At 61.7% G+C, this 20,754-nt stretch carries 22 protein-coding genes; 6 read left to right on the top strand and 16 right to left on the bottom strand.

Annotated features, from left to right (window positions below):
• Positions 1-100: 100 nt before the first annotated feature.
• The 4 genes from H4W29_RS28035 to H4W29_RS28050 all read right to left on the bottom strand — a co-directional run bounded on the left by H4W29_RS28035 (position 101) and on the right by H4W29_RS28050 (position 2,356).
• Entirely contained in the window at positions 101-457 is a 357-nt protein-coding gene (locus H4W29_RS28035) for a hypothetical protein (RefSeq protein WP_376776593.1), read from the bottom strand.
• A 258-nt stretch (positions 458-715) separates the two neighbouring features.
• Positions 716-1,453, bottom strand: a complete 738-nt coding sequence (locus tag H4W29_RS28040; RefSeq protein WP_192732063.1) for a dienelactone hydrolase family protein — start codon at positions 1,451-1,453, stop codon at positions 716-718.
• Between the two features lie 199 nt (positions 1,454-1,652).
• Positions 1,653-1,910, bottom strand: a complete 258-nt coding sequence (locus H4W29_RS28045; RefSeq protein ID WP_192732064.1) for a CrpP-related protein — start codon at positions 1,908-1,910, stop codon at positions 1,653-1,655.
• Between the two features lie 173 nt (positions 1,911-2,083).
• Complete coding sequence (locus H4W29_RS28050; protein ID WP_192732065.1) at positions 2,084-2,356, bottom strand: hypothetical protein; 273 nt, start codon at positions 2,354-2,356, stop codon at positions 2,084-2,086.
• A 420-nt stretch (positions 2,357-2,776) separates the two neighbouring features.
• On the opposite strand from H4W29_RS28050, the gene olsE reads away from it, so the two are divergent.
• Positions 2,777-3,697, top strand: a complete 921-nt coding sequence (gene olsE / locus H4W29_RS28055; RefSeq protein ID WP_376776594.1) for an ornithine lipid hydroxylase OlsE — start codon at positions 2,777-2,779, stop codon at positions 3,695-3,697.
• Positions 3,698-3,769: 72 nt separating this feature from the next.
• Here olsE and H4W29_RS28060 read toward each other — a convergent pair whose 3' ends face one another.
• Positions 3,770-5,122 (bottom strand): lactonase family protein, encoded by a 1,353-nt coding sequence (locus H4W29_RS28060; protein ID WP_192732067.1) that lies wholly within the window; start codon positions 5,120-5,122, stop codon positions 3,770-3,772.
• Positions 5,123-5,248: 126 nt separating this feature from the next.
• Between H4W29_RS28060 and H4W29_RS28065 the strand changes: the two genes are divergently transcribed.
• Both H4W29_RS28065 and H4W29_RS28070 read left to right on the top strand, forming a co-directional pair.
• A complete protein-coding gene (locus H4W29_RS28065) occupies positions 5,249-6,184 on the top strand; it encodes a LysR family transcriptional regulator (RefSeq protein ID WP_192732068.1) in 936 nt (311 codons plus the stop codon).
• A gap of 94 nt (positions 6,185-6,278) precedes the next feature.
• Positions 6,279-7,319, top strand: a complete 1,041-nt coding sequence (locus tag H4W29_RS28070; protein ID WP_183726353.1) for a substrate-binding domain-containing protein — start codon at positions 6,279-6,281, stop codon at positions 7,317-7,319.
• Between the two features lie 20 nt (positions 7,320-7,339).
• Here the strand turns inward: H4W29_RS28070 and H4W29_RS28075 are convergent, their stop codons facing one another.
• From H4W29_RS28075 to H4W29_RS28125, 11 genes are all read right to left on the bottom strand, one after another.
• Entirely contained in the window at positions 7,340-8,605 is a 1,266-nt protein-coding gene (locus tag H4W29_RS28075) for an ABC transporter substrate-binding protein (protein WP_192732069.1), read from the bottom strand.
• 25 nt (positions 8,606-8,630) lie between these two features.
• Positions 8,631-9,470 (bottom strand): carbohydrate ABC transporter permease, encoded by an 840-nt coding sequence (locus tag H4W29_RS28080; RefSeq protein ID WP_192732070.1) that lies wholly within the window; start codon positions 9,468-9,470, stop codon positions 8,631-8,633.
• On the bottom strand, positions 9,467-10,393 hold the full coding sequence (locus H4W29_RS28085; RefSeq protein WP_192732071.1) for a carbohydrate ABC transporter permease: 927 nt from the start codon (positions 10,391-10,393) through the stop codon (positions 9,467-9,469). Before H4W29_RS28085 ends, H4W29_RS28080 begins: the two co-directional genes overlap by 4 nt.
• A complete protein-coding gene (locus H4W29_RS28090; protein ID WP_192732072.1) occupies positions 10,386-11,549 on the bottom strand; it encodes an ABC transporter ATP-binding protein in 1,164 nt (387 codons plus the stop codon). The genes H4W29_RS28085 and H4W29_RS28090 overlap by 8 nt, the downstream gene beginning before the upstream one ends.
• Positions 11,546-12,382: a metallophosphoesterase family protein gene (locus tag H4W29_RS28095; RefSeq protein WP_192732073.1), complete on the bottom strand. Its 837-nt coding sequence runs from the start codon at positions 12,380-12,382 to the stop codon at positions 11,546-11,548. The genes H4W29_RS28090 and H4W29_RS28095 overlap by 4 nt, the downstream gene beginning before the upstream one ends.
• Positions 12,383-12,587: 205 nt before the next feature.
• Positions 12,588-12,902 (bottom strand): type II toxin-antitoxin system RelE/ParE family toxin, encoded by a 315-nt coding sequence (locus H4W29_RS28100; RefSeq protein WP_192732074.1) that lies wholly within the window; start codon positions 12,900-12,902, stop codon positions 12,588-12,590.
• Positions 12,899-13,159, bottom strand: coding sequence for a CopG family ribbon-helix-helix protein (locus tag H4W29_RS28105; protein ID WP_192732075.1), 261 nt, complete (start codon positions 13,157-13,159; stop codon positions 12,899-12,901). Before H4W29_RS28105 ends, H4W29_RS28100 begins: the two co-directional genes overlap by 4 nt.
• A gap of 162 nt (positions 13,160-13,321) precedes the next feature.
• Positions 13,322-13,537 carry a hypothetical protein gene (locus tag H4W29_RS28110; protein ID WP_192732076.1) on the bottom strand — a complete coding sequence of 72 codons (216 nt, stop codon included), beginning with the start codon at positions 13,535-13,537 and terminating at the stop codon, positions 13,322-13,324.
• A gap of 249 nt (positions 13,538-13,786) precedes the next feature.
• Entirely contained in the window at positions 13,787-14,191 is a 405-nt protein-coding gene (locus H4W29_RS28115; protein ID WP_192732077.1) for a type II toxin-antitoxin system VapC family toxin, read from the bottom strand.
• Entirely contained in the window at positions 14,191-14,436 is a 246-nt protein-coding gene (locus tag H4W29_RS28120) for a type II toxin-antitoxin system VapB family antitoxin (protein ID WP_192732078.1), read from the bottom strand. Before H4W29_RS28120 ends, H4W29_RS28115 begins: the two co-directional genes overlap by 1 nt.
• Positions 14,437-14,660: 224 nt before the next feature.
• Positions 14,661-15,578, bottom strand: coding sequence for a LysR substrate-binding domain-containing protein (locus H4W29_RS28125; RefSeq protein WP_192732079.1), 918 nt, complete (start codon positions 15,576-15,578; stop codon positions 14,661-14,663).
• Positions 15,579-15,720: 142 nt separating this feature from the next.
• Here H4W29_RS28125 and H4W29_RS28130 point away from each other — a divergent pair, with 142 nt between their 5' ends.
• Genes H4W29_RS28130 through fhuB form a run of 3 tightly spaced genes read left to right on the top strand, consistent with a single transcriptional unit; the run spans position 15,721 to position 20,737 of the window.
• Complete coding sequence (locus tag H4W29_RS28130) at positions 15,721-17,862, top strand: TonB-dependent siderophore receptor (RefSeq protein WP_192732080.1); 2,142 nt, start codon at positions 15,721-15,723, stop codon at positions 17,860-17,862.
• Complete coding sequence (locus H4W29_RS28135; RefSeq protein ID WP_192732081.1) at positions 17,856-18,773, top strand: iron-siderophore ABC transporter substrate-binding protein; 918 nt, start codon at positions 17,856-17,858, stop codon at positions 18,771-18,773. The genes H4W29_RS28130 and H4W29_RS28135 overlap by 7 nt, the downstream gene beginning before the upstream one ends.
• Positions 18,773-20,737, top strand: a complete 1,965-nt coding sequence (gene fhuB, locus H4W29_RS28140) for a Fe(3+)-hydroxamate ABC transporter permease FhuB (RefSeq protein ID WP_192732082.1) — start codon at positions 18,773-18,775, stop codon at positions 20,735-20,737. The genes H4W29_RS28135 and fhuB overlap by 1 nt, the downstream gene beginning before the upstream one ends.
• Positions 20,738-20,754: the final 17 nt, after the last annotated feature.

The raw sequence follows: 20,754 nt of genomic DNA on the forward strand, positions 1-20,754 counted from the left end.
TCGTCAGAAGCCTGACCGCATGATTGGCGGGTTGGGTTTGTCCGCAAGCCCCCGGTCCGGTTTCCCGACCGAGGGCGTTTTTCATATCGGCCAGCCGCCGTTATCGGAGCGTCGGGCAGCCGCGGACATTGGCAAAGCTGATCTCGCCGGGACCTCGCCGTGTCCAGCCCTGAACGATCACACGCCGCGGCGTGACGTCGACGACGCGTGCACGGCGGAAGCCGAAATCACGCGCCTTGTCCTCAGCCCATCGCGGATCGCAGCGACCGCGGCCCGGACGACCCCAACCGGGCGGCGGCGGCGGAGGCCGGCCCCAATCTCTGTCAGGTTCAAAACGGGGCGGCGGGCCTCTGTCGTAACCGTCGTAATATTGCGCAGACGCGATGCTCGACGTGGAGGCTGCAGTGCCAAGGGCAAGCAGAATGCCGATGGCAGATTTCGTGAAGTTGATCATCAATCCAATTCTCGTTTGGGGCACACGCCTGCGAGGGTAGGGCACATCGTGGCAAACTGATGGCCAAGAGTGTTGTCGCCACGCTGCGAGATAATTCGCTGTGCGAGCCCAATGGGTTAATGTCGCCTCCTGCCAGGGCGTCGTTCTGCGGGGGCCCCGCAGATGACCGGAATGATCGCGCTATCACGTCAGCAAAGTCTGGCTATTCCGTAGCAGGTCGCAGACCCGCCCGGGGGTCGGGCGGGGTCGCATTCGCCGATCTCAGCCAAGCGTTTCCGAAAAAAATTCGAGCAGGCGCTTCCAGTGCCGCTCAGAACCCTTTTCACTGTAGGTCTCGCCGCGGTCGGGAACGGTCCAGCCATGTGACATGCCGATATAGTTCTCGATGATGTGGTCGACGCCGCCGCTGCGCAGCGCTTCGGCGAGACGGGCGGACTGTTCGGGCGGGAAGCTGCCATCGACGCCGGCCACGCCGACATAGACGCGCGCCCTGATGTCGCCGGCGAGGCGATGCGGGCTGTCGGGTGCCTCGCTTGCCAGATTGCCGCCGTGGAAGCTTGCGGCTGCCGCGATCCTGTCGGCATAGGTGGCCGCTGCCGTCAAGGCGCGGCCCCCGCCCATGCAATAGCCGACGGCGCCGACCGGACCGGAAACGCCTTCGGCCTCGAGCGCGTTGAGGAAGGCTTCGCTGTCCTTCTTCGTCATCTCCTGCGTCGTCTCGCGGATCATCTTCATGATCTCGGCACGCGCGGTCTCGTTACCGAAGGAGGAGCCGTCGAAGGGACCGTATGAGCCGAAACGGTAGAAGAGATCGGGCAGCAGTACGATATAGCCGGCCGCGGCCAGGCGTTCACCCATGATGTCGGTCGCCTCGCGCGGCCCGAGCGCGTCCATATAGTAGAGAACGCCAGGCAAGACTTTGCCCTCGCTGCCCTTGGGGCGGAAAATCGACGCCCGGGCAATGCCGTCAGCCGTCGTGATCTCAATATCGCGTTTCATGGACCAATCCCTTTGATTTTATTGAGGCAGCCCTAAAGCCGCTGCCGCAATCTGGCAAAGGGCGGCGACAGTCTCAAGACACGAATGTGTGGGCGGCGGATTCTCGCTCGCCTCTATCTGGGGGCCTGGCCCTCGGATCGCTCGGCGACGGCGGTGAAGAGAGACCGAACTGGCCGTTGGCGCGTGAACCGCAAAACGATCATGGGTCGAGCGCAGGCCGTTTGGAAAGCGAGACCAGTTCCTTGAAGTGAGTGGCAATTCGGCCTTCACGACTGGCGTCTTCCGCTTCCCAACCGAATTTCCAAGCGTCGTGTCGCGCAAGCCAATCGCCGAGAGCGCCGGTATCGCCAGTAGGCATCCTGTGCGCTTCGAGATACGGGTTCTCGTACGCCTTCAATCCGAGCACTCGCGCCCGTGAACCTGCTTCCTGCAAATCGATCAGCTCTTCAATCGTCATACTCAGCCCTCAACGATGCGATGAGGCTAACATCATCGGTCGCTAACGCAAGCGATCGCTAATTAATGGGTTAATCCGCGAAGAGTTGGCTACGCGGCGGCGACCTGATGGAATGAGCAAGCCAGCGCTGATTGGCTTGCAGACCATCAGGGTTCCTTACGTCCCGGCGGCTATCAAAGCCGGTTTTGCAGGGGCCGCGGATCGATGTCCGATGAGGTAATCCAGACGCGCCCGTCATAGGCCAGTTCACCGTCCATGAACTTGCGGTCAGCGATACATTCGTAGAGGTCTAGTCTCTCGATGAGACCATGGATCATATCACCAGCAGAGGAAGGAAGAGCATCGCCTGCGATGCACACGGCCTGATGCAGGTTGCCTTCCATCATGATGAGAACAGCGTGAGTGCCACAAAGGCGGATCTTACCGGGCACGGTTACGAGCGACATTTTGGCCTCCTACAAAGTTACGGGAGAGTGTTGCTGCGTCTCCTGAAGGCTAGGGAGCCATGGTTAATCAAAGGTTAACGTCAATCAATTTGGCAATCGGTTGGTCCCCCACCTCAAATTGACGTAGCGCAAGCCTTGGAAGTTTATGTTCGCACTCGCAGTGACAAGGCTGCAAAAAATACTGCCAATCTGGCGATGACTGATGCGATTGCCGATCATCGAGATTTGCTGAGCTCTATCGGATCCTCCGAGCAGCCATGCAGAACTCGGGCGTGCATTCCGCCGCGATCAATGGCATGAGTGGCGGGAACACCGGGCCGGGGCGTTACCGGATCGATCCGTGCAGCGAGGGAGGCGCGCGATCAAGGGAGGAATTGGGTAACGCGCCTGAGGCCGGCGAGCTCCTGAGGGGACATGACATTGACGTCGAAAGCAGCCGCAGCCGCGAAGTACATTCTTGCCTATCTGTCTTGGCCATTGGTGTTCTTCTTCGGTTTGACGGGCGCCTATTTTGGTTTTGCAAGCGCGCATCCGATGGTCGCATTTGCGGCAATCTATGCGGGCGCGGTCCTGCTCCTCTTCCTGGTTGAGCGTATCATTCCCTATGAAGAACGCTGGCTCCAGGCAGACGGTGAAACGGCCAACGATATTGCCCACACGGTCCTGACAAAGGGGCTCGTCGAACTGGCGGCGCTTGCCGGGGTCATCTTTCCGATGTTTGCCGCAGCCCTGCTGCAGCCGATTGCCGCCATGCAATTCAGCCTCTGGCCATCATCCTGGCCGATGCTCTTCCAGGCGTCTCTGGCCGTCATCATCGCTGAATTCGGCCTTTATTGGGCGCATCGCATCGCCCATGAGCGGCTGTTCTTCTGGCGCTTTCATGCCCTGCACCACAGCGTCACCCGCCTCTGGGTCATCAATACCGGCCGTTTCCACGTCATCGATTCCCTGTTCAAGATCGCGTTGAGCCAGATCCCGCTCTACCTGCTCGGCGCCCCGCTGCAGGTCTTCTGGTGGCTTGGTGCCGTCACGGCCTTCATCGGCATCCTGACCCATTGCAACGTCGACATGCGGACGGGCCTTTTCGATTTCGTCTTCTCGACGCCCAGGCTGCACCGCTGGCACCATTCGAAGGATCTCCGCGAGGGCAACACCAATTACGGCGAGAATGTCGTGCTGTTCGACCAACTGTTCGGCACGTATTTCAATCCCGACCGCCCATCCTCGACCGATATCGGCATCAAGGGCCAGATCGCCCCCGGCTTCGTCAGCCAACTGACGCAGCCCTTCACCAAGGATGGCGTGCGCCAGATTCTCGGCCTTAAGCCCAAGCGCGGCTGACGCATCCGGTGTAATGCCTCCGCAGGCGCCGCCCGGCAGAAATGGCAAGGCAGAAATCGTGCTGCGGAAGCGTCACGGCGCAATATCGACGTGATGAACTCCATGCGGCAACGCCACGCGTCCTAATCTTTCCAGGGCCGGCATATTGCCCTTCACCACGCGGAAGACCTCTATCCCGGCGCCGGCATCCGGTCCTGCGCCGCGATGGCCTTCGAATACGGTCGTCAACAGGTGATCGCCGGCCAGATCGAAGGTTCCGCCTTCGGGCAGAACGCCTTCGAACGCGAAATCCCCGACTTTCGTCAGCGTGCTGGTGCGTGGATCGAATGTCAGCAGCGAGACGGCGGCCTCGCGCTGGTGGCGAGGCGAATCTTCAGGAAAAGAGGTCCCTTGCATGTTGATCGTTGCGACCATGCGTCCATCCGGGCTCACGGCCATTCCCTCCGCCGAAACGCCGGTCTCGATCGTCCCGAGCTGTTCATGCCGGGCGTTCGCCGTCTCCGGACCGGCGAGCCTGATGACGGTCATGGTCGAGGATGCCTTCGGAATGCGGCCATCAAGGCTCGTCGCCGCGATATTCCGCCCCCAGTTCGACGTGAGATAATGGCGTCCGTCCGGCGTGAAACGGCCGACGAAGGGATCCCGGCCGACCGCGACGGTGTCGCCCCACGGATGCACCGAGGGACCTGCCTCCGCATTCCGGAATTCGAAAAAGGCGATGCGGTCCTGTGTATTGATATTGACCGCGAGATAACGGCCGGAAGGGTGCCATTGAACGTTGGTGGCCGTGACGCCGCCCCTTGCTCCCTTTGTCGATCCCTCGATGCCGAGAGCGGCCAGATCGAATTTCGCGACATCGCCAAACCGGCCATCGGAAAATTCCACGATCTGCAGCAGGCTTGCTTGGCTGGTATTTGAAACGATAGCGATGGTGCGCCCGTCGGGGCTGACCGCCAGGCTTTCCGGATTTATGCCGATCTCGGCCGTGTCGGCAAGCCTCGGATTGGCGGCATCGGAAAGATCGATGGCGAAGACGCGGTTGCCGGCCGGAAGATCCCTGGCCGTTCTGGCGCCGTCCGGCCGTTGACCGAGACGTTCGGTGACGAAGGCGTTGCGGCCGTCAGGCGTGAGTTCGAGGATTTCAGGCGCTGCCGTGACGGAATTCGAAACGGAGATCGCGCTTTTTGTCACGCGCCCATCGGCGATCGAGAGCACCGTCAGCATATCGGCATGTCCCGCCTCCTCCGGCGGCAGCGCCGAGTCCGCATAAGTCCTGGCGATATAGTCACCATCCGAGATGACCGCGACGCGTCCTGCCGTGATCGCCGAAAGGATGTCCACCGATTGGGCCAAGGCCGCGCTCGTGACGGTGATGCTTACTGCAGTGGCAAGTGTACCTGTTGCAAGGCGTTTTAGTATCCGCATGGCTCTGTCTCCTTCGAACACGCAGAGGCGCATGCCTCTTGCACTGAAAAAGGATAGGGATCACAGTGATTGTCTTCCAATCGGAAATTACCTTTCTGTGATTGGCTTTCCCTATCAGAGGTGGGAATGGATATTCGCTCGATGGCCTGCTTCGTCGCAGTCGCGGAGGAATTGAATTTCCGTCGCGCGGCAGAGCGGCTGCACCTGACCCAGCCTTCACTCAGCCAGCGTATCCGGGTGTTGGAGCAGGAGATCGGCACAGACCTCTTCGAACGCGATCGCCGCAAGGTTTCCTTGACCCCCGCCGGAAGGGTCTTCCTGGAGCCGGCCAAAAGGGCGATCGACAACGCTATGGTCGCCAGGGAGCGGGCATTGCAGGCAGTGCGCGGCGAGATCGGACGGCTTCGCCTCGGCTTTACCGTCATCGCTTTCTACGGGTTTCTGCCGGAAGCCGTTCAGCTGTTTCGCAGCCGATATCCGCAGGTTCATGTCGAGCTTGTCGAAATGAATTCGCCATCGCTCGAATCAGCGCTTCTCACCGGAACGATCGATCTCGCCGTTCTGCATCCGCCGCTTTCGAGTCCGGATCTCGAAATCCATCCGCTTCCGGAAGAAGAGATGGTACTGGCTTTGCCATCGAACCATCCGCTATGCGATCGCCAGGTCATTGATATTGCGGATCTTGCCGGCGAGCATTTTCTGATTGCGCCGCGCGCGATCGGCCCGAGTATCCATGACCGCGTCATTGCGTTGTTTGCTGCCGCTGATATCAATCCGGACATTGTGCAGGAGGTGACGCCGATGACGACGCTGACAGGGCTCGTGGCAGCCGGCGTGGGAATGGGGTTCGTCACCGCCGGGATCTCCCGTCTCTCCCGCGATGGGCTTGCGTTCAGACGGGTGACACCGGCGCCACCGTCCTTGCCGATCGCCGCCGCCTGGCTGAAACCGGAGCCTCAGCCAAGCGCACGCCGGTTCATCGATATCGTATCGGCACTTGTCGAACAGCGGCGAGCCGAGGGCGACACCGGAAAAACGGGTTGGATCGACGACAAGGTCTGATCCGTGTGCGGTCGGCCGAGCCGCTGCCGTCATCATTTCATGACAATCGGCCCGTAAGAGCCTGCAAACCTCGACGGAAACGGACAGGACGGCGATGACGACGTTGAAACAGGTTGCGCTAAAGGCCGGATGTTCCATGGCGACGGCAAGCCGCGTGCTGAACCTCAGCGGTCCCGTCAGCCAGGCGGCGGCGCTTCGCGTGCGCCGCGCTGCCGCCGAAGTCGGCTATCGGGCGGCCGCACCGTCTGCCCGCAGCGGCCGCCGGCCTGTTATTGGCGTGCTGGTGCCGAGTGTGACCAATCCGGTTTTCGCGTCGTCCCTCTCAGGCATCCAGAACCGCATGTTGGTCGCCGGCCACAGCGTTCTCATCGCCCAGTCGAATTACGATCCCGATCAGGAGGCCAATGCCGTGGCAGGGCTTCTCGGCGAGCGGCCGACCGGTCTGATCCTGACGGTCTGCAATGGTGAGACAAGCCCGGCATTGGCGCAGGACCTGCCGCCGACAGTGCTGCTTGGCAGCTCTCCGACCGTCCGATATCCGGCTGCCGTTACCGTCAACAATTATGCGGCAGGCTGCCGGCTGACCGAACATCTCTTGTCCATGGGCCACCGGCGCATCCTCTATGTCTCCGGTAGCTTCAAAGCTTCGGATCGTGCGCTCTTGCGTTACCGCGGCTATCTGCAGACGATGGAGGCAGCGGGCGTCGCCCCGCTCGAGGCCGTAGAGGTGCCCTTCGTCAGCGGCTATGACCAGATGGATCTCGGCCAGGCTTTGCGGACATTTTCGCCGACCGCCATCATCGGCTCGAACGATCTGATCGCGCTTGGCGTCATCGGTGCGATCAATCGCGAAGGCCTGCGGGTGCCCGACGATATCTCCGTTGCCGGCTTTGACGGCATCGCCATCGGCAAGCTCATCAATCCGACGCTGACCTCGATCGAAATGCCCGATCTCAGCATGGGGGCGACGGCAGCCTCGCTGCTGCTCGATATTGTCGAAAACGACGCGCCTCTCCGACATCTGGAACTGTCGCATGCGCTACGCCCCGGCGGCACCGTGCGAAACCTCCAAAACGAAGAAACCGCCGCACTTTCGGGATGCGACGGTTCCGGATCGAAACCGCGGGCGGCTTAACCCGCGGATCATTCCAAAAATCAGCTGCGCGGCAGCATGCCTTCGACGTCGGCGGCTGCGTCGTCGAGGGCTTCCTTCGGCTCGGCCGAACCATCGACGATCCGCGACAGGTTGTCGACGATCGTCTGGGTGACCTTGACGCCATTGGTGCCGGGGAAGGCGTACCAGGGGATCATGCGCGGCATCTGGCTAAGGCCGGCCTGGAAGAGCGGGTTCTTCTTGTAGAAGTCGCCGAGATATTCGGCAGACTTGGCGGCAAGTTCGTTGTTCGGAACGTAGCCGGTGCCGGGAACGACGACGGAAGCGCTATAGGGGCCGGCGGCGAACTTGGCGAATTTCCAGGCGGCGTCCTGCTTGGCCGGATCCTTGGCGAGGATGACGACGGCGTTGCCGCCGGTCGGCAGATGGCCCTTGTCCGGATCGATGAGCGGGATCTGGGCGGTGCGCAGGTCGAACTTGGCGCCGACATTCCTGATCGTGTTGACGAGCGCGCCGGTCGTCTGGAATTCGAAGCCGACCTTGCCGGCTGCAAAGGCCTGTTCGCCCGCTGCCTTGGTGAAAACAGGCATGCCGCCTTCCTTGACGAAGCGGCTGATCAGTTCGACGGCCTTCTGTCCCTCAGGACCGTTGAAGGTGACCTTCTGCTCGTCGTCGCTCAGCATCTTGCCGCCAGCGCCGAAGAGGAGGGCCGAGAACATCCAGTCGTCGCCCTGCCAACGGAAGTCCATGCCGTCGACGCCGTTGCCGAGCGCTTTGATCTTGCCGGCGAGCGCGATGACCTCGTCCCAGGTCTTCGGCGGGGTATCGGGATTGCCGCCGGCGGCCTTCACGAGATCGGCATTGTAATACATGATCGGGTTGGAGGTGGCGAAAGCGAGGCCAACCTGCTTGCCCTTGACCTGGGCGAGCTTCAGGATCGTGTCCGAGAAGCCCTGCTCGGCCATGTTGCCTTCCTTCTGGACGAGCGGCGTCATGTCGACGGCGACATTGCGCTCGTTTAGCATGCGCAGGCGGTTCAGGCCGATGAAGGTGACGTCGGGCATTTCGGACGTGCCGGCCTGGCGCAGGATCAGCTGGATGCCGTCTTCATAGGTCGCCGAGGGAGCGGCGAACTGGATCTTGATGTCTGGGTTTTCTTCCATGAACTTCTTCGAGATCGTGTCCATCACGTCCTTGAAGAAGCCCGGCATCGGGTAGTGGATCGTCAGCGTCGTTTCGGCGTGGGCCGGCATTGCTGCCGCCACGGACAGAGCCGCTGCTGCGAGGAACTGGGTGAAATGCTTCATCGCTCGTTCTCCTGGGTTCAGCCGGTCAGCCTTTGAGACCGGTCATGGTGATGCCCTCGACGAAGCGTTTCTGCGCGAGCAGGAAAGCTGCAACGAGGGGGATGGTGATGATGATGGTGGCCGCCATCAGCGCGCCGTAATCGTCGCCGGCTTCCGCGGCGCGGAAGTTCATCAGGCCGAGCGGCGGCGTGGCGTAGCCCGGTTTGCTGATGACGATCAGCGGCCAGTAGAGGTCATTCCAGTGGGCGACGACCGAAAAGATCGCGAATGCTGTCACCGCCGGCCAGGCATTCGGCACGATCACGCGCGAGACGATGCCGAGCTCGGACATGCCGTCGAGGCGGGCGGCATGGATCAGGTCGTCGGGCATCGCGCGGAAGAACTGCAGGAACAGGAAGATCGCAAAGACCGAGATGGTGAAGGGGGCGACCAGTGCCGTATAGCCGTTGAGCAGCGACAGGCTGTCGAAGGCGACATAAAGCGGCAGGGCCGTCGCATGGATCGGCACAAGCAAGCCGAGCAGCACCAGCACCATCATCATCCGGGCGGCGCGGAATTTCAGCTTCGCCATGGCGTAGGCGCAGGGGATGGCGACCAGCACCTGGAAGACGAAGATCAGCGCACAGACCACCACGCCGTTCCAGAGCAGCGTGCCCATCGCCACCTTCTCGAGCGCCTTGGCAAAATTCTGCATGTAGTAGAAATGCGTCGGGATCAGCGAAAGTGCCGCGGTGAAGATGTCGTCCTGCGATTTGCCGGCTGCCGATATCATGAAGATGTAGGGCGCGAGGAAAATGACCGCGCCGATGATGAGCAGCGCCAGGCGGATGAGCCGGCCGAGGGTGAAGCGGGATCTCGTCTTCATGAATAGTGCACTCGCCGATCGAGGAAGCGGTATTGCAGGAACATCATGACGACGAGGATGGCGAGGAAAACCACCGTCATGGCCGAGGCATAGCCGACCTTCATGTAGACAAAGCCCTCCTGGTAGATGGTGAAGAGCAGCACTTCGGAGGCATGATTGGGGCCTCCATCCGTCAGCGTCTTCACCGTCTCGAAGGTCTTCACCGCATTGATGACGCTGATCGTGGTGACGAAAAGCGCTGTCGGTCCGAGCATCGGCCAGGTGACGAGGAAGAAGCGGTCGAGCGAGGATTTGGCGCCGTCGATTTCGGCGGCGGCATAGAGTTCGCGCGGGATCGCCGTCAGGCCTGCGAGAAACAGCACCATGTTGAAGCCGACGGTCTGCCAGACACCGATGATGGAGAGGCTGTAGAGGGCAGTGGACGAAGCGCCGAGCCAGTTCGGCTTCGGCAGGCCGGCAAGACCGAGCAATGCATTGAGCGGGCCGATGGTCGGGTGGAAGAGATATTGCCAGACGGTCGCCATGGCGACGATCAGCGAGACGACGGGGAGAAAATAGGCGGTACGGAAGAAGCTCTTTCCCCAGCCCTCGCCCTCAATCAGCATGGCCACACCGAGCCCGAGCAGGATCGAGACGGGTGCGACGATCGCCGTATAGACCGTCGTGTTCCACAGGGACTTGCGGAAGGTGCGGTCGGTGAAGAGCTCGGCGTAATTCTCGAAGCCGACGAAGCGGAACTTGCCGACGCCGAGTTCGAAATCGGTAAAGCCGAGAAAAATGACGGCAACGATCGGCAGGAGCACGAAGAGCAACATGAGGATGATCGCCGGCAGGGCCAGCAGCCAAGCGGTCCGCGCCTCTCGGCGTTCATGCCTGACCGAGGATGCGACCGGCCGGATTTCGCCCGCGGCGATACTAGCCATGGGCCTTCTCCCTGCCGGCATCGGCCAGAACGGCTGAGGCGCGCAGCCGTCGTCCGTCCGGCGCAAAGACCATGGCCTTGTCAGGGGCGAAGGAAAGGGCGACGGTCATGCCGGCGGCCAGGCCGGCAGCTTCGGCTGGTGCGAGCTTGGCAAGCACGATCTCGCCGATTGCATTCAGCCGGCAGAACAGAATTACTTCGGAGCCGAGGAATTCCATGCGCTCGATGCAGGCCGGCAGCGAGCTTCCATCGTCTGCGGCAAGCCGCACGAATTCCGGACGGATGCCGATCGTCACATCAGGGCCGGCAGGATCTGCTTCTTCCAGCGCCATCCTCATATCGCCGAAGGCGACTGTTCCGTACTCGACGCGCGCCGGCAGCAGGTTGATGCGCGGCTGGCCGACGAAGCGGGCGACCTCGATATGGGCGGGATCGTCATAGATGACCTGCGGCGGGGCGAGCTGCAGCATCTGGCCGCCGATCATTACGGCGACCCGGTCGGCCATGGAAAGCGCCTCGGCCTGATCGTGCGTGACATAGACCGTCGGCACGCCGGCGCGGCGATGCAATTCGACGATCTCGCCGCGCGCATGGACGCGCAGATTGGCGTCGAGGTTCGACAGGGGCTCGTCCATCAGGAAGACGCTCGGATGGCGCACCATGGCGCGGGCAAGCGCGACGCGCTGCCGCTGGCCGCCCGACATCTGGCCGGGCTTGCGCTCCAACAGATGATCGATCTTCAGCGCCTTTGCCGTTTCCTGCACATCGCGGGAAATGCCTGTGCGGATGGCGCGGTAGCCGGGCATGACGGGGCCGAGGAAGGGCAGGCGCTGAAGGCTGCTCAGCCGGCGCATGGCAAGCGGAACGGCGATATTCTGGCCGGCCGTCAGATGTGGATAGAGCGCGTAGGACTGGAAGACCATGGCGATGTTGCGGCCTGCGGCCGCGACATCCGACATTTCCCGTCCGCCGATGACGATCTCGCCGCTATCGGCATGGTCGAGGCCGGCAAGGATGCGTAAGAGCGTGCTCTTGCCACAACCCGAAGGGCCGACGAGCGCGATGAATTCGCCTGGCGGAACGTCGAGGCTGATATTTTTCAGGATGGCGATGTCGCCGTAGGATTTGGAAATGGAAGAAAGTGACAGCGCGCTCATTGCGCCGGCTCCTTCTGCACCTTGTGGGCCTCGTGCGGGTATACTTCGGCAACGACGTCATCGAGCACATGGGCCACCATGCCTGGTAGGGCGACGATCTCGCTCGTAATGTCATTGCCGAGATCGTGCAGCACGGCGCCAACGATCTTCTTTCCGGGCATCTCGCGTTCCATCGTGCCGATGATGAACGCAGCCGACGGCCCCCAGACCAGCGACGTATCGTTGAAGCGGCCCTTCCAAGCCCAGTGCAGGTGGCCGCTGGCATAGAGGGCGACGTCATGGGCGGCGATCAGATCATAGAGCCGCTGGCGCTGGGCCGGGCGGATGCTCCAGTAGCCGGTATCGCCTTCATCAGGCGCATCGACGAAGAGCGGTTTATGCGCGAACATTGCGATCCGCCGGCCGGCGCGTGTGGCAAGCGCTTGCTCCAGCCAGGCAAACTGCGTTTCCTGCTCGTCGTTTTCCATGCCCATCAGCAGGCTGTCGAGGCCGATCAGGCGCCAGTTGCCGGCATCCTCCAGCCAGTAATCCGGTCCCACGAGGCTGCGCCAGCGGTTGAGCCTGGTGGCATCGACCGGCTGCAGCGAACCCGGCAGATGGCCGACATCGTGATTGCCCGGAACGATCAGCATGGGGATATTCACCTGCCGCATCAGCTCCATACAGAAGGTCAGATCCTCGTCCTTGTCGGCGCCATCGACGGCAAGGTCACCGGTATGGATGACGAGATCGGCACCGCTGCCGTTGATCCAGTCTGCAAGCGGCTGCCAATTGCCGTTGAAATGCGGTATCGACGGGCTGAAATGCGTGTCGGTGATCTGGACGATTTTCATGCCGGCGCTCTCCAATAAGGCCCGCGGCAGGTGTCCGGCGGCAGGCAATGCTGATGCCGCCTCTTTAGAGCGCCCCAATGTCAGGCGGGTTACAAGCCTTTCCACCCTTGTTCCAATTGCGTCATGCAATTGTCATGGAAGGGTCGAATCGCGGCCGTACCTCGCACTCGCGCCGTCGCAAAGGATTGATCGGTGTATTTTGAAATTAAAGGTCGCTGTCGACGTCGAGATCCGGCGTCGGCACAAGCATCCGTCCATGACGGATCAGGATCACGTCCACGGTATCGCCCTCATAGAGGTAGTCCAACAGATAATCCCCGACTACGAGCGTCAGGCTTCCGGTAATCTGCAGGCCGCCGTGCATCCGGTTGCCGGATTGCGGAAATTCGGAAAGTGTCCGCTTCGCGTTCTTGATCGCGAGCACAAACTTCCGTGCTGCGGCAGGATTGAGCTTCCGCAAGTATTCGCTTTCGCGGCGGATATAGCTCGCGACATCCTTAGAAAGCCGTACGGCAGTCACGCAGCTTTTCCGCCTACGATCCTATCGATGTCCGCGATCACGTCATCCATGTTCTCGAACTCTCCGGCCGCGATCTGCTCGCGGCCGTTGGTCGCGGCGAGGATGTCGGATCCCTCGTTCATGAGATACGTCCGCAGGGCGCGAACGATGATGTAGCTGCGGGATCGATCGGTGGCTTTTGCGATGGCTTCGATATCGGCGACCACCTCGGAAGGCACCCGGACAGTGACGGATTCGGATTGGCTGGCGTTCGACATGCTTCCTTCCTTCAGGATGTAAGACAGTGTAAGACAAACGACAATCTGATGCAATATCAGTGCCGATGGTCGTGAATGCGAACGGAGCCGGCTTAGGGCCTCTTTTGTCGTCACGACGCAATCGAGGAACGCTGCCTCCGTGAGGGCTTGCCGTCTGGGAAATCATCGGGCGACGGGAATCATCGCCAGATCAAGGCCATTTGCCATCATCTGCACAACTATCACCCGGTTCTGGCCAAGTTGGCCGCGGCCAATTTTTATTTGCCATGGCCTTCTTCCCTTCCTTTCTTTCTGGAAAGGAGAGGATGAGAACCGCACGGCGCCCTCACGATCTCTCTGGCGGATTGCGGGCGTGAGCGCGTTTGTCTCGGCGATCATCTCCGCTGTTGTCTCCATCCCGGTGGCCGCACCGTCCGGCTGGATCGTCGGCTTGCCCTCGGGATCTGGAGTTGAGCTGATGTTTCTGATGGATCGCGTTCTGAGCCTCGGGCTCGGGGATACTTCTTACTATCTTCGTCTGTGCGCTGGGGTATCTCGTCGTTAGCCAAAGACGCGCGGATGGACGATCGATGCCGTCGGATCCTGTATGAATTATCCTGACGATTTGCAGGCCGGCGTTGCGGGAAATCATGGAACGGTTTCGATATCGGTCTCACGAAACTCGTTATCGGTCGCCAAAATTGGGACGTCATAGTACCTCGTACAGGCGTAGTGGAGGCAGTCGCCGAGGTTAAGGCCTCTGCGGCCGGCGCGATATCGATGCGCAGCTGAAAGAGCGAGGTGCGTTGTTTCACGAGCCGGAGGAAGGTCGCGGATCTCGATGCCACGAGCCTCCAGAAATTCCATCAGCAGCGCTTCCACTGCATCAAGCGGCAAACCAAACTTGTCGGGTCGCGCAAGCCCCAAAGCCGCCTCGAGCATTGCGATAGGAGAGGTGAATGGGGCGCGTGCCGCCGCGATCGCATCGGATACCCGCTTGGCTTCCGGTTCATCCGACAGGAGAGCGATGATCGCGCAGGCGTCGATGAACATCAGCCTTCATCCCACAGGGAATCAAAGACCTCATGGGAAAGCGGCTTGCGGGAGGATGGTGTCAGGGAAATACCATGTTTCTTCCTGAGTCGGGCCGCAGTTTCGGCCGGGCTCTCGCTCCTGGTGCGACGCTCGATAGCCTCTTTCATGGCAATCACAATCGCATCCGTAATACTGACCCCGGCCATAGCGGCGAACTCCCGCGTCAGAGCATCCGCTTCCATGTTGTTGACGTTGATGGCCATCCCTGGCTCCATGTAGATAATTCTCTCAAATGATGTAGATCACTTTGTTATTCATTCCAAGCTTTGAAGTGGGATGACAGATGGATCTCCGTCACAGATCGAATTTGCGCCCTGCTCTCCCGGTCCCGACAGATCAAGTTCGGACCCGACAAGCGGCGAATGGCGCAATGCAGACAGGTCGTGTCCGATGGTTCGCCAGACGCCTGCGTTTTGACTATCTCGCCCTATGCCGGAGGGCCGATCTTCTGCCGGTGCTGGGTAATGAAAGCCTTGGTGGCAGGCGAACCTTCGCCCTTGCGATAGGCGATCGCCACATCAGACGTCACTGTTACGTCGCCGAGCGGCCGGTAATGGATATCGGGCAGTTCCACCCGGCTCATCGATTGCGGTACCAGCGCGATGCCGGTGCCGATGCCGACGAGGGCGGCGATCTCGGTGAAGTCATGTGCGATGGCCTTGACGGATGGTTCGAAGCCGGCCTCCCGGCAGGCCTGCAGTGTGTTGCGGTGAAAACCGATTTCCGGCGGCTGGCGTGGCGTGATGAACATGTCGTCTGCCAACTGGGCAAGCATCTCGATGGAGCGCCGGGCGAATTCATGGTCGGCGGGAACCATGACGACCAGCGGCTCGCGCAGCACGACCTTCACCGAAACACCCGGTGGGATAGGCGCCGGCGCGCGGATATAGCCGAAATCGAGCAGACCGTCGGCAATGCGCTGCAATTGCTGGCGCAGCTCCATTTCCTGCAATTCGACCTCGACATAGGGGTAATCGCGCTTGAAGTCTCTGATCGAGCCGACGACCGCGCCGGAATAGGCGGCGGATGCCACGTAGCCGATCGAGATGCGCCCGCTTTCGCCGCGCCCGGCGCGGTGGATGGCGGCGACCGTAGCCTCCGTCTGGGCCAGGACCTTCCGGGCCTCCTGGAACAGGACCTCGCCCGAATGCGTGAGCTGCACGCCCCGGCGGTTCCGATCGAGCAGCGGTGTGCCGACAATCTTTTCGAGGCTCCTGATCTGCTGACTGAGGCCCGGCTGGGCAATGCCGAGCCTGATCGCTGCACGCTCGAAATTCCGCTCCTCGACGAGAGTTACGAAATATCTTAGGTGCCGAAGTTCGAAGCCCGGATCGGTCAGCGCCATCTCTCTCTCCCAAAAGAACTAAAATCTATGGCATTGGGCGAGTTTCATAATTCATACTTATGAAAAATTCGAGTGCTGTTTATTGGATCTCTCAGAAATAACATGATTATAAAAATCCAGTTTTCCGATATAACGAGCCCCGATGACTGGTTCTCTTCACCTCCTCAAATTCGCTTCCACTACGGCGCTGGCCAGCGCGCTTTTGGCACCGCTCTTTCCGGCCCTCGCGCAGGAGGCCAATCCGACTGTACTTGCGCCGATCGTCATCGACGGTTCCAAGAATGAAGATCCGACGGCACCACTGAAGGGCTTCGTCGCCAGGACGAGTGCGACCGCCACCAAGACCGGCACGCCGCTCCTCGAAACCCAGCAATCGATCTCGGTGCTGACGGCCGACCAACTGAAGTCACAGGATGCCGAAACCGTCGGCCAGGCGCTCGATTACGTGCCGGGCGTCGTCGGCGAGCCCTATGGCGCCGATCCGCGCTTTGATTCCCCGCGTATTCGCGGTTTCGACAGCCGCCAGGCGCAGTTTCTGAACGGGCTGCGTATGATGCGCACGGCAGGAGCGCCGGCGGTCGACCCCTATCAGCTCGAGCGTATCGAAGTGCTGCGCGGCCCGGCTTCTGTCATGTACGGTCAGGGCAATCCGGGCGGCATGATCAATCTCATCAGCAAGCGGCCGGTCTTCGAGCGTTTCGGTGAAGTCGGCGTGCAGGCCGGCAGTTACGACACCTACGGCACCTATTTCGATTTCGGCGACATCATGCCCGGCAATTCCGATTTCGCCTATCGTCTGACGGGGCTTGCAAGGACGGCCTCGGCACAGGTCGACGAGCTCGACAATGACCGCTATTTCATCGCTCCTGCGTTTACCTGGCAGCCGGACGACGACACCAGGCTGACGATCCTGACCAGCGTCCAGCACGATAATCCGAGCACGCCGTCCAGCCTGCCGCCGGCACTTACCCTTAATGCGGGCGCCAATCGTCTGTCGCGGGATTTCTTTGTCGGCGACAAGAGCTTCGATACCTCGGACCGGACACTGACCAATCTCGGCTATGAGTTCGAGCATCACCTGAACGACACATGGACCTTCCGCCAGAACCTGCGCTACCAGAATTTCGACTGGAATTACCAGGCGCTCGGCATGTCGACGTTCGGCCTGACCGGCGGCCGAACGATCAACCGCAACGCCACAATACAGGACGAGTTGCTCAATACCTTCAACGTCGACAACAACCTGCTTGCGGAATTCGATACCGGCGAGATCCAGCACAAGGTGCTCTTCGGTCTGGACTATCGTTATTACGACAACAATGTCGGCACCCAGTTCTGGCGCGCAACGCCGCTTGATGCGTTCAATCCGGTCTATGGCTCCGTCAAGCTGATTGCGCCGACGGTCAGCACCTATGTCGATTCCCAGATGACGCAGGTCGGTCTCTATGTGCAGGACGAAGTCGCCTATGAGAACTGGCGCGCAACGGCAGCCCTTCGCCAGGACTGGGCAAGCACCGAGGGACGTTCGACGAACCGGCTGACCGGTGTGTCGCGCCCCGTCGACAAGGACGACCAGAAGCTGACGGGTCGCGCCGGCCTCAGCTATGTGTTCGACAATGGCATCGCGCCCTATATCAGCTATGTCACCTCCTTCGAGCCGGTACCGGTGCCGGCAACCGGCGGGCCTCTGCAGCCGACGACGGGCGAGCAGGTGGAAGTCGGCGTCAAATACCAGCCGGAGGGCTGGAACGGCTTCTTCACGCTCGCCGCCTACGATTTGAAGCAGAAGAACGTGCTGACGACCTACGCCCTGTCGGATGGCACGACGAGGACCGGGCAGATCGGCGAGGTTGACGTCAAGGGTATCGAACTCGAAGGCGTCACCAGCCTCACCGACGGCCTCGATCTGCGCGCCGCCTACACTTACATGCAGGCCGAAATCGTCGGCGGTGTCGACGATGGCAAGCGCCCGGACAATGTGCCTGAGCATGCCGCAAGTCTCTGGCTCGACTACACCTTCCCCGAGGATACGGCGCTCGAAGGCTTCGGTCTCGGCGGCGGCGTGCGTTATGTCGGCCAGCGCTACGGCGATATCAAGAACACACTCGATCTTGACGCCGTGACCCTCTTCGATGCAGCAGTGCACTACAAGAAGGACAATGTGACCGCCTCGCTGAACTTCAAGAACCTTGCCGACAAGGACTATGTTGCAAGCTGCAGCTCCTTCGGCTGCACCTACGGCGATGGCAGAACGGTGATGGGCAAGCTGACCTTTCAATGGTGAGGGAATTTCCAGACGCATATGGATGGGGCATCAGCCGTCGGCAGGCACTTGCACTGCTGGCGGCTTTCGCTATTCCCGGCGAGGCCTTTGCGGAAACGCCCCAATCCCCACCAAAGCGCATCGCAGCAATCGACTGGGCCATGCTGGAAACGCTGGTGGCACTCGGAATTATGCCAGTTGCTGCGACCGAACTCGTACAGTTCCGCAAAGATGCGGTCGAGCCCGTACTCGACTCCTCGGTTGCCGATCTCGGCCTGCGCGGATCTCCGAACCTCGAACTCCTGCGCCTGCTGCGCCCGGACCTCATTCTGATTTCGCCCTTCTATGTCAGGTTCGAGGCGAGCTTTCGGGCGATCGCGCCTGTCTTGTCGCTGCCCTTCTATAACCGGGGCGAGCCGCCGTATCAGAAGGCGATCGATGCCGTTTCGGCACTCGCAAAGGCGCTTGGCCTCGAACAGCGCGGCCGCGAAGTCGTGGCTGAACAGTCAGCCCTTGTCGAGGAGACGCGTGTCAGCCTGCAAGCTTTTGCCGCGCGCCCGACCTATCTCGTCAATATTGGCGATGCGAGGCATGTGCGCGTCTTCGGCGCAGACAGCATGTTCGGCGATATCCTGTCCCGCCTCGGCCTGCCGAATGCCTGGACGGACCGCTCCCGCTATACTTTTGCCGCGCCGGTGCCGATCGAAAACCTCGCCGCCGAACCGGAGGCGCGCATCGTCGTCATCTCCGATATCCCGGTCGAAGCCCGCAACGGATTAAGGAACAGCATGATCTGGCAATCGCTGCAGCCGGTGCGCTCCGGCCGCGTGCTGATGCTCGGCAATATCAATCCCTATGGCGGCATCTCGGCTGCTGCCCGCTTCACACGGCTCTTCAAGACGGCGATGCTGTCGTCAGGGGAGAGGCCGTGATGAGACCCGCCGCCCTTGCCGCCGCGTTTTTCGTCTTTGTCGCCTCCGCCGGCCTCTTTCTGTGGGCGGCACTCAGCCATCTGCCTTTCGCAGACTGGCCGTCCTTGCCCTTTGATGCCGGGCAGATGACGACACAGCAGATCATTTTCGCCTACGCCGTCCTGCCGCGCGGTGCGGTCGCGATTCTCGCCGGTGCGGCGCTCGGGCTTGCCGGCGCCCTCTTGCAGCGCCTCCTGCGCAACCCGATCGCCGATCCCTCCACCCTCGGCGTCTCCTCCGGCGCGCAGCTTGCGATCGTCGCTGCCACGCTGTTCTTTCCCGAGGTGCTCGATGGTTACCGCGCTTTCGTCGCGCTTGCCGGTGCGGCAGCGGCTACCGCCATCGTCTTCCTGCTCGGCTGGCGACGCAGCTTCGAGCCCATCACCATGGCGGTCTCCGGCCTTCTCGTCGGCATTACCTGCGGCGCGCTGTCGGCGGCGATGACCCTCTCGCAGGGCGAATACCTGATGTCGCTGGTGACCTGGAACGGCGGCTCGCTCAGCCAGCAGGACTGGTCGACGACGGTAACGCTCGGCCTGGAGCTGCTGCTCGGCCTCGCCATCACCCTCCTGTTGCTGCGCCCGCTCACCCTGCTCGGCCTCGGCGACAGCAGTGCCCGCTCGCTGGGCGTCGCACTCGTCGGCACGCGCATAGCTATTGCCAGCCTTGCCGTGGCGCTGAGCGCCGGCGTTGCCGCTGCCGTCGGCCTCGTCAGCTTCGTCGGTCTTGCCGCCCCGGCGCTGGTGCGCCTGCTCGGCATCCGCACGACGCGCAGCATTCTGCTTTTGTCGCCTGTCGCCGGCGGCCTCTTGCTCTGGTTCTGCGATGGCATCGTCCAGCTCGTCGCCTCTTCGGCGGGCGAAACCTTTCCGACGGGATCGGTGACGGCCTTGATCGGCGGGCCGCTGTTGCTCTGGCTGCTGCCGCAGGTGCGGGCCGTCGAGCCGCCGCAGCCGCCAGATAGCGTTGTCGTCTCCCGTGCGCCGCTGTCGCGCCTCGTCTTCATCCTCTGCCTGCTGCCGCCGCTTGCCTGGGCGGCCCTCTGCATTGCGCGCCTGCCCGATGGCTGGATGTTGCTCAGCGGCGATCTCTTCTGGGAGCTCTTTCCTGCCCGCTGGCCGCGGCTTCTGGCATCGGCTGCCGCCGGCGGCCTGCTTGCCATGGCAGGCACCATCCTGCAGCGCCTCACCGGCAATCCGATGGCGAGCCCGGAAGTGCTGGGTGTCAGCGGCGGGGCGGGCGTCGGTTATGCCGTTGCCTTGAGCTTCTCGGCTAATGCCGGCGCGCCTGCGCTCTTTCTCGGCGCCGGCGGCGGTGCGATCGTCGTGCTCGTTATCGTGGCACTCTTTTCCGCCCGCCGGCATCTGCCGTCCGAACGCCTGCTGCTCGCAGGCATTTCCGTCAGCGCCTTTTCGTCGGCGATCCTGAGCGCGCTTCTTGCCGTCGGCGATCAGCGCGCCTGGCAGATCCTCGCCTGGCTCGGCGGCTCGGCTGCGGCGGCCACGCCGCAAACGGCCGCGTTCCTCGCCGGCCTCACCGTCCTTGTTCTGATAATCGGCCTGATCTTCACGCGATGGCTGACGATCCTGCCACTCGGGGCACCCACCGCGCTTGCGCTTGGCTTACCGCTTGTCGGTGCCCGCATGCAGATGGTGTTGACGGCAGGCATTGCGACCGCTGCCGCCTCGCTGCTCGTCGGCCCCTTGAGTTTCGTCGGCTTGATGGCTCCGCACATTGCCCACCATGCCGGCTTCGAAAAGGCCGGCAGCAGGCTGCTCGCCTCCGCCGTCATCGGCGCCGTGCTGATGGTGATCGCCGATCTCGGCGCCCGCACCGTCACGTTTCCCTATGAACTGCCGCTCGGTCTTTTTGCGGCCTTTGCCGGCGCGCCCTATCTTGTCTGGATGATAGGCAAAAGGCAGTGAGAGCGGTCCGTCCAAGT

The organism is Rhizobium viscosum, assembly GCF_014873945.1.
GTDB classification, from domain to species: domain Bacteria; phylum Pseudomonadota; class Alphaproteobacteria; order Rhizobiales; family Rhizobiaceae; genus Rhizobium; species Rhizobium viscosum.

What these genes read in the sequence shown, in the direction of transcription:
- H4W29_RS28040 (WP_192732063.1), bottom strand. Translation starts at nt 1,453, where the DNA reads ATGAAACGCGATATTGAGATCACGACGGCTGACGGCATTGCCCGGGCG.
- H4W29_RS28045 (WP_192732064.1), bottom strand. Translation starts at nt 1,910, where the DNA reads ATGACGATTGAAGAGCTGATCGATTTGCAGGAAGCAGGTTCACGGGCG.
- H4W29_RS28050 (WP_192732065.1), bottom strand. Translation starts at nt 2,356, where the DNA reads ATGTCGCTCGTAACCGTGCCCGGTAAGATCCGCCTTTGTGGCACTCAC.
- H4W29_RS28060 (WP_192732067.1), bottom strand. Translation starts at nt 5,122, where the DNA reads ATGCGGATACTAAAACGCCTTGCAACAGGTACACTTGCCACTGCAGTA.
- H4W29_RS28065 (WP_192732068.1), top strand. Translation starts at nt 5,249, where the DNA reads ATGGATATTCGCTCGATGGCCTGCTTCGTCGCAGTCGCGGAGGAATTG.
- H4W29_RS28070 (WP_183726353.1), top strand. Translation starts at nt 6,279, where the DNA reads ATGACGACGTTGAAACAGGTTGCGCTAAAGGCCGGATGTTCCATGGCG.
- H4W29_RS28075 (WP_192732069.1), bottom strand. Translation starts at nt 8,605, where the DNA reads ATGAAGCATTTCACCCAGTTCCTCGCAGCAGCGGCTCTGTCCGTGGCG.
- H4W29_RS28080 (WP_192732070.1), bottom strand. Translation starts at nt 9,470, where the DNA reads ATGAAGACGAGATCCCGCTTCACCCTCGGCCGGCTCATCCGCCTGGCG.
- H4W29_RS28085 (WP_192732071.1), bottom strand. Translation starts at nt 10,393, where the DNA reads ATGGCTAGTATCGCCGCGGGCGAAATCCGGCCGGTCGCATCCTCGGTC.
- H4W29_RS28090 (WP_192732072.1), bottom strand. Translation starts at nt 11,549, where the DNA reads ATGAGCGCGCTGTCACTTTCTTCCATTTCCAAATCCTACGGCGACATC.
- H4W29_RS28095 (WP_192732073.1), bottom strand. Translation starts at nt 12,382, where the DNA reads ATGAAAATCGTCCAGATCACCGACACGCATTTCAGCCCGTCGATACCG.
- H4W29_RS28105 (WP_192732075.1), bottom strand. Translation starts at nt 13,159, where the DNA reads ATGTCGAACGCCAGCCAATCCGAATCCGTCACTGTCCGGGTGCCTTCC.
- H4W29_RS28110 (WP_192732076.1), bottom strand. Translation starts at nt 13,537, where the DNA reads ATGATCGCCGAGACAAACGCGCTCACGCCCGCAATCCGCCAGAGAGAT.
- H4W29_RS28115 (WP_192732077.1), bottom strand. Translation starts at nt 14,191, where the DNA reads ATGTTCATCGACGCCTGCGCGATCATCGCTCTCCTGTCGGATGAACCG.
- H4W29_RS28120 (WP_192732078.1), bottom strand. Translation starts at nt 14,436, where the DNA reads ATGGCCATCAACGTCAACAACATGGAAGCGGATGCTCTGACGCGGGAG.
- H4W29_RS28125 (WP_192732079.1), bottom strand. Translation starts at nt 15,578, where the DNA reads ATGGCGCTGACCGATCCGGGCTTCGAACTTCGGCACCTAAGATATTTC.
- H4W29_RS28130 (WP_192732080.1), top strand. Translation starts at nt 15,721, where the DNA reads ATGACTGGTTCTCTTCACCTCCTCAAATTCGCTTCCACTACGGCGCTG.
- H4W29_RS28135 (WP_192732081.1), top strand. Translation starts at nt 17,856, where the DNA reads ATGGTGAGGGAATTTCCAGACGCATATGGATGGGGCATCAGCCGTCGG.
- fhuB (WP_192732082.1), top strand. Translation starts at nt 18,773, where the DNA reads ATGAGACCCGCCGCCCTTGCCGCCGCGTTTTTCGTCTTTGTCGCCTCC.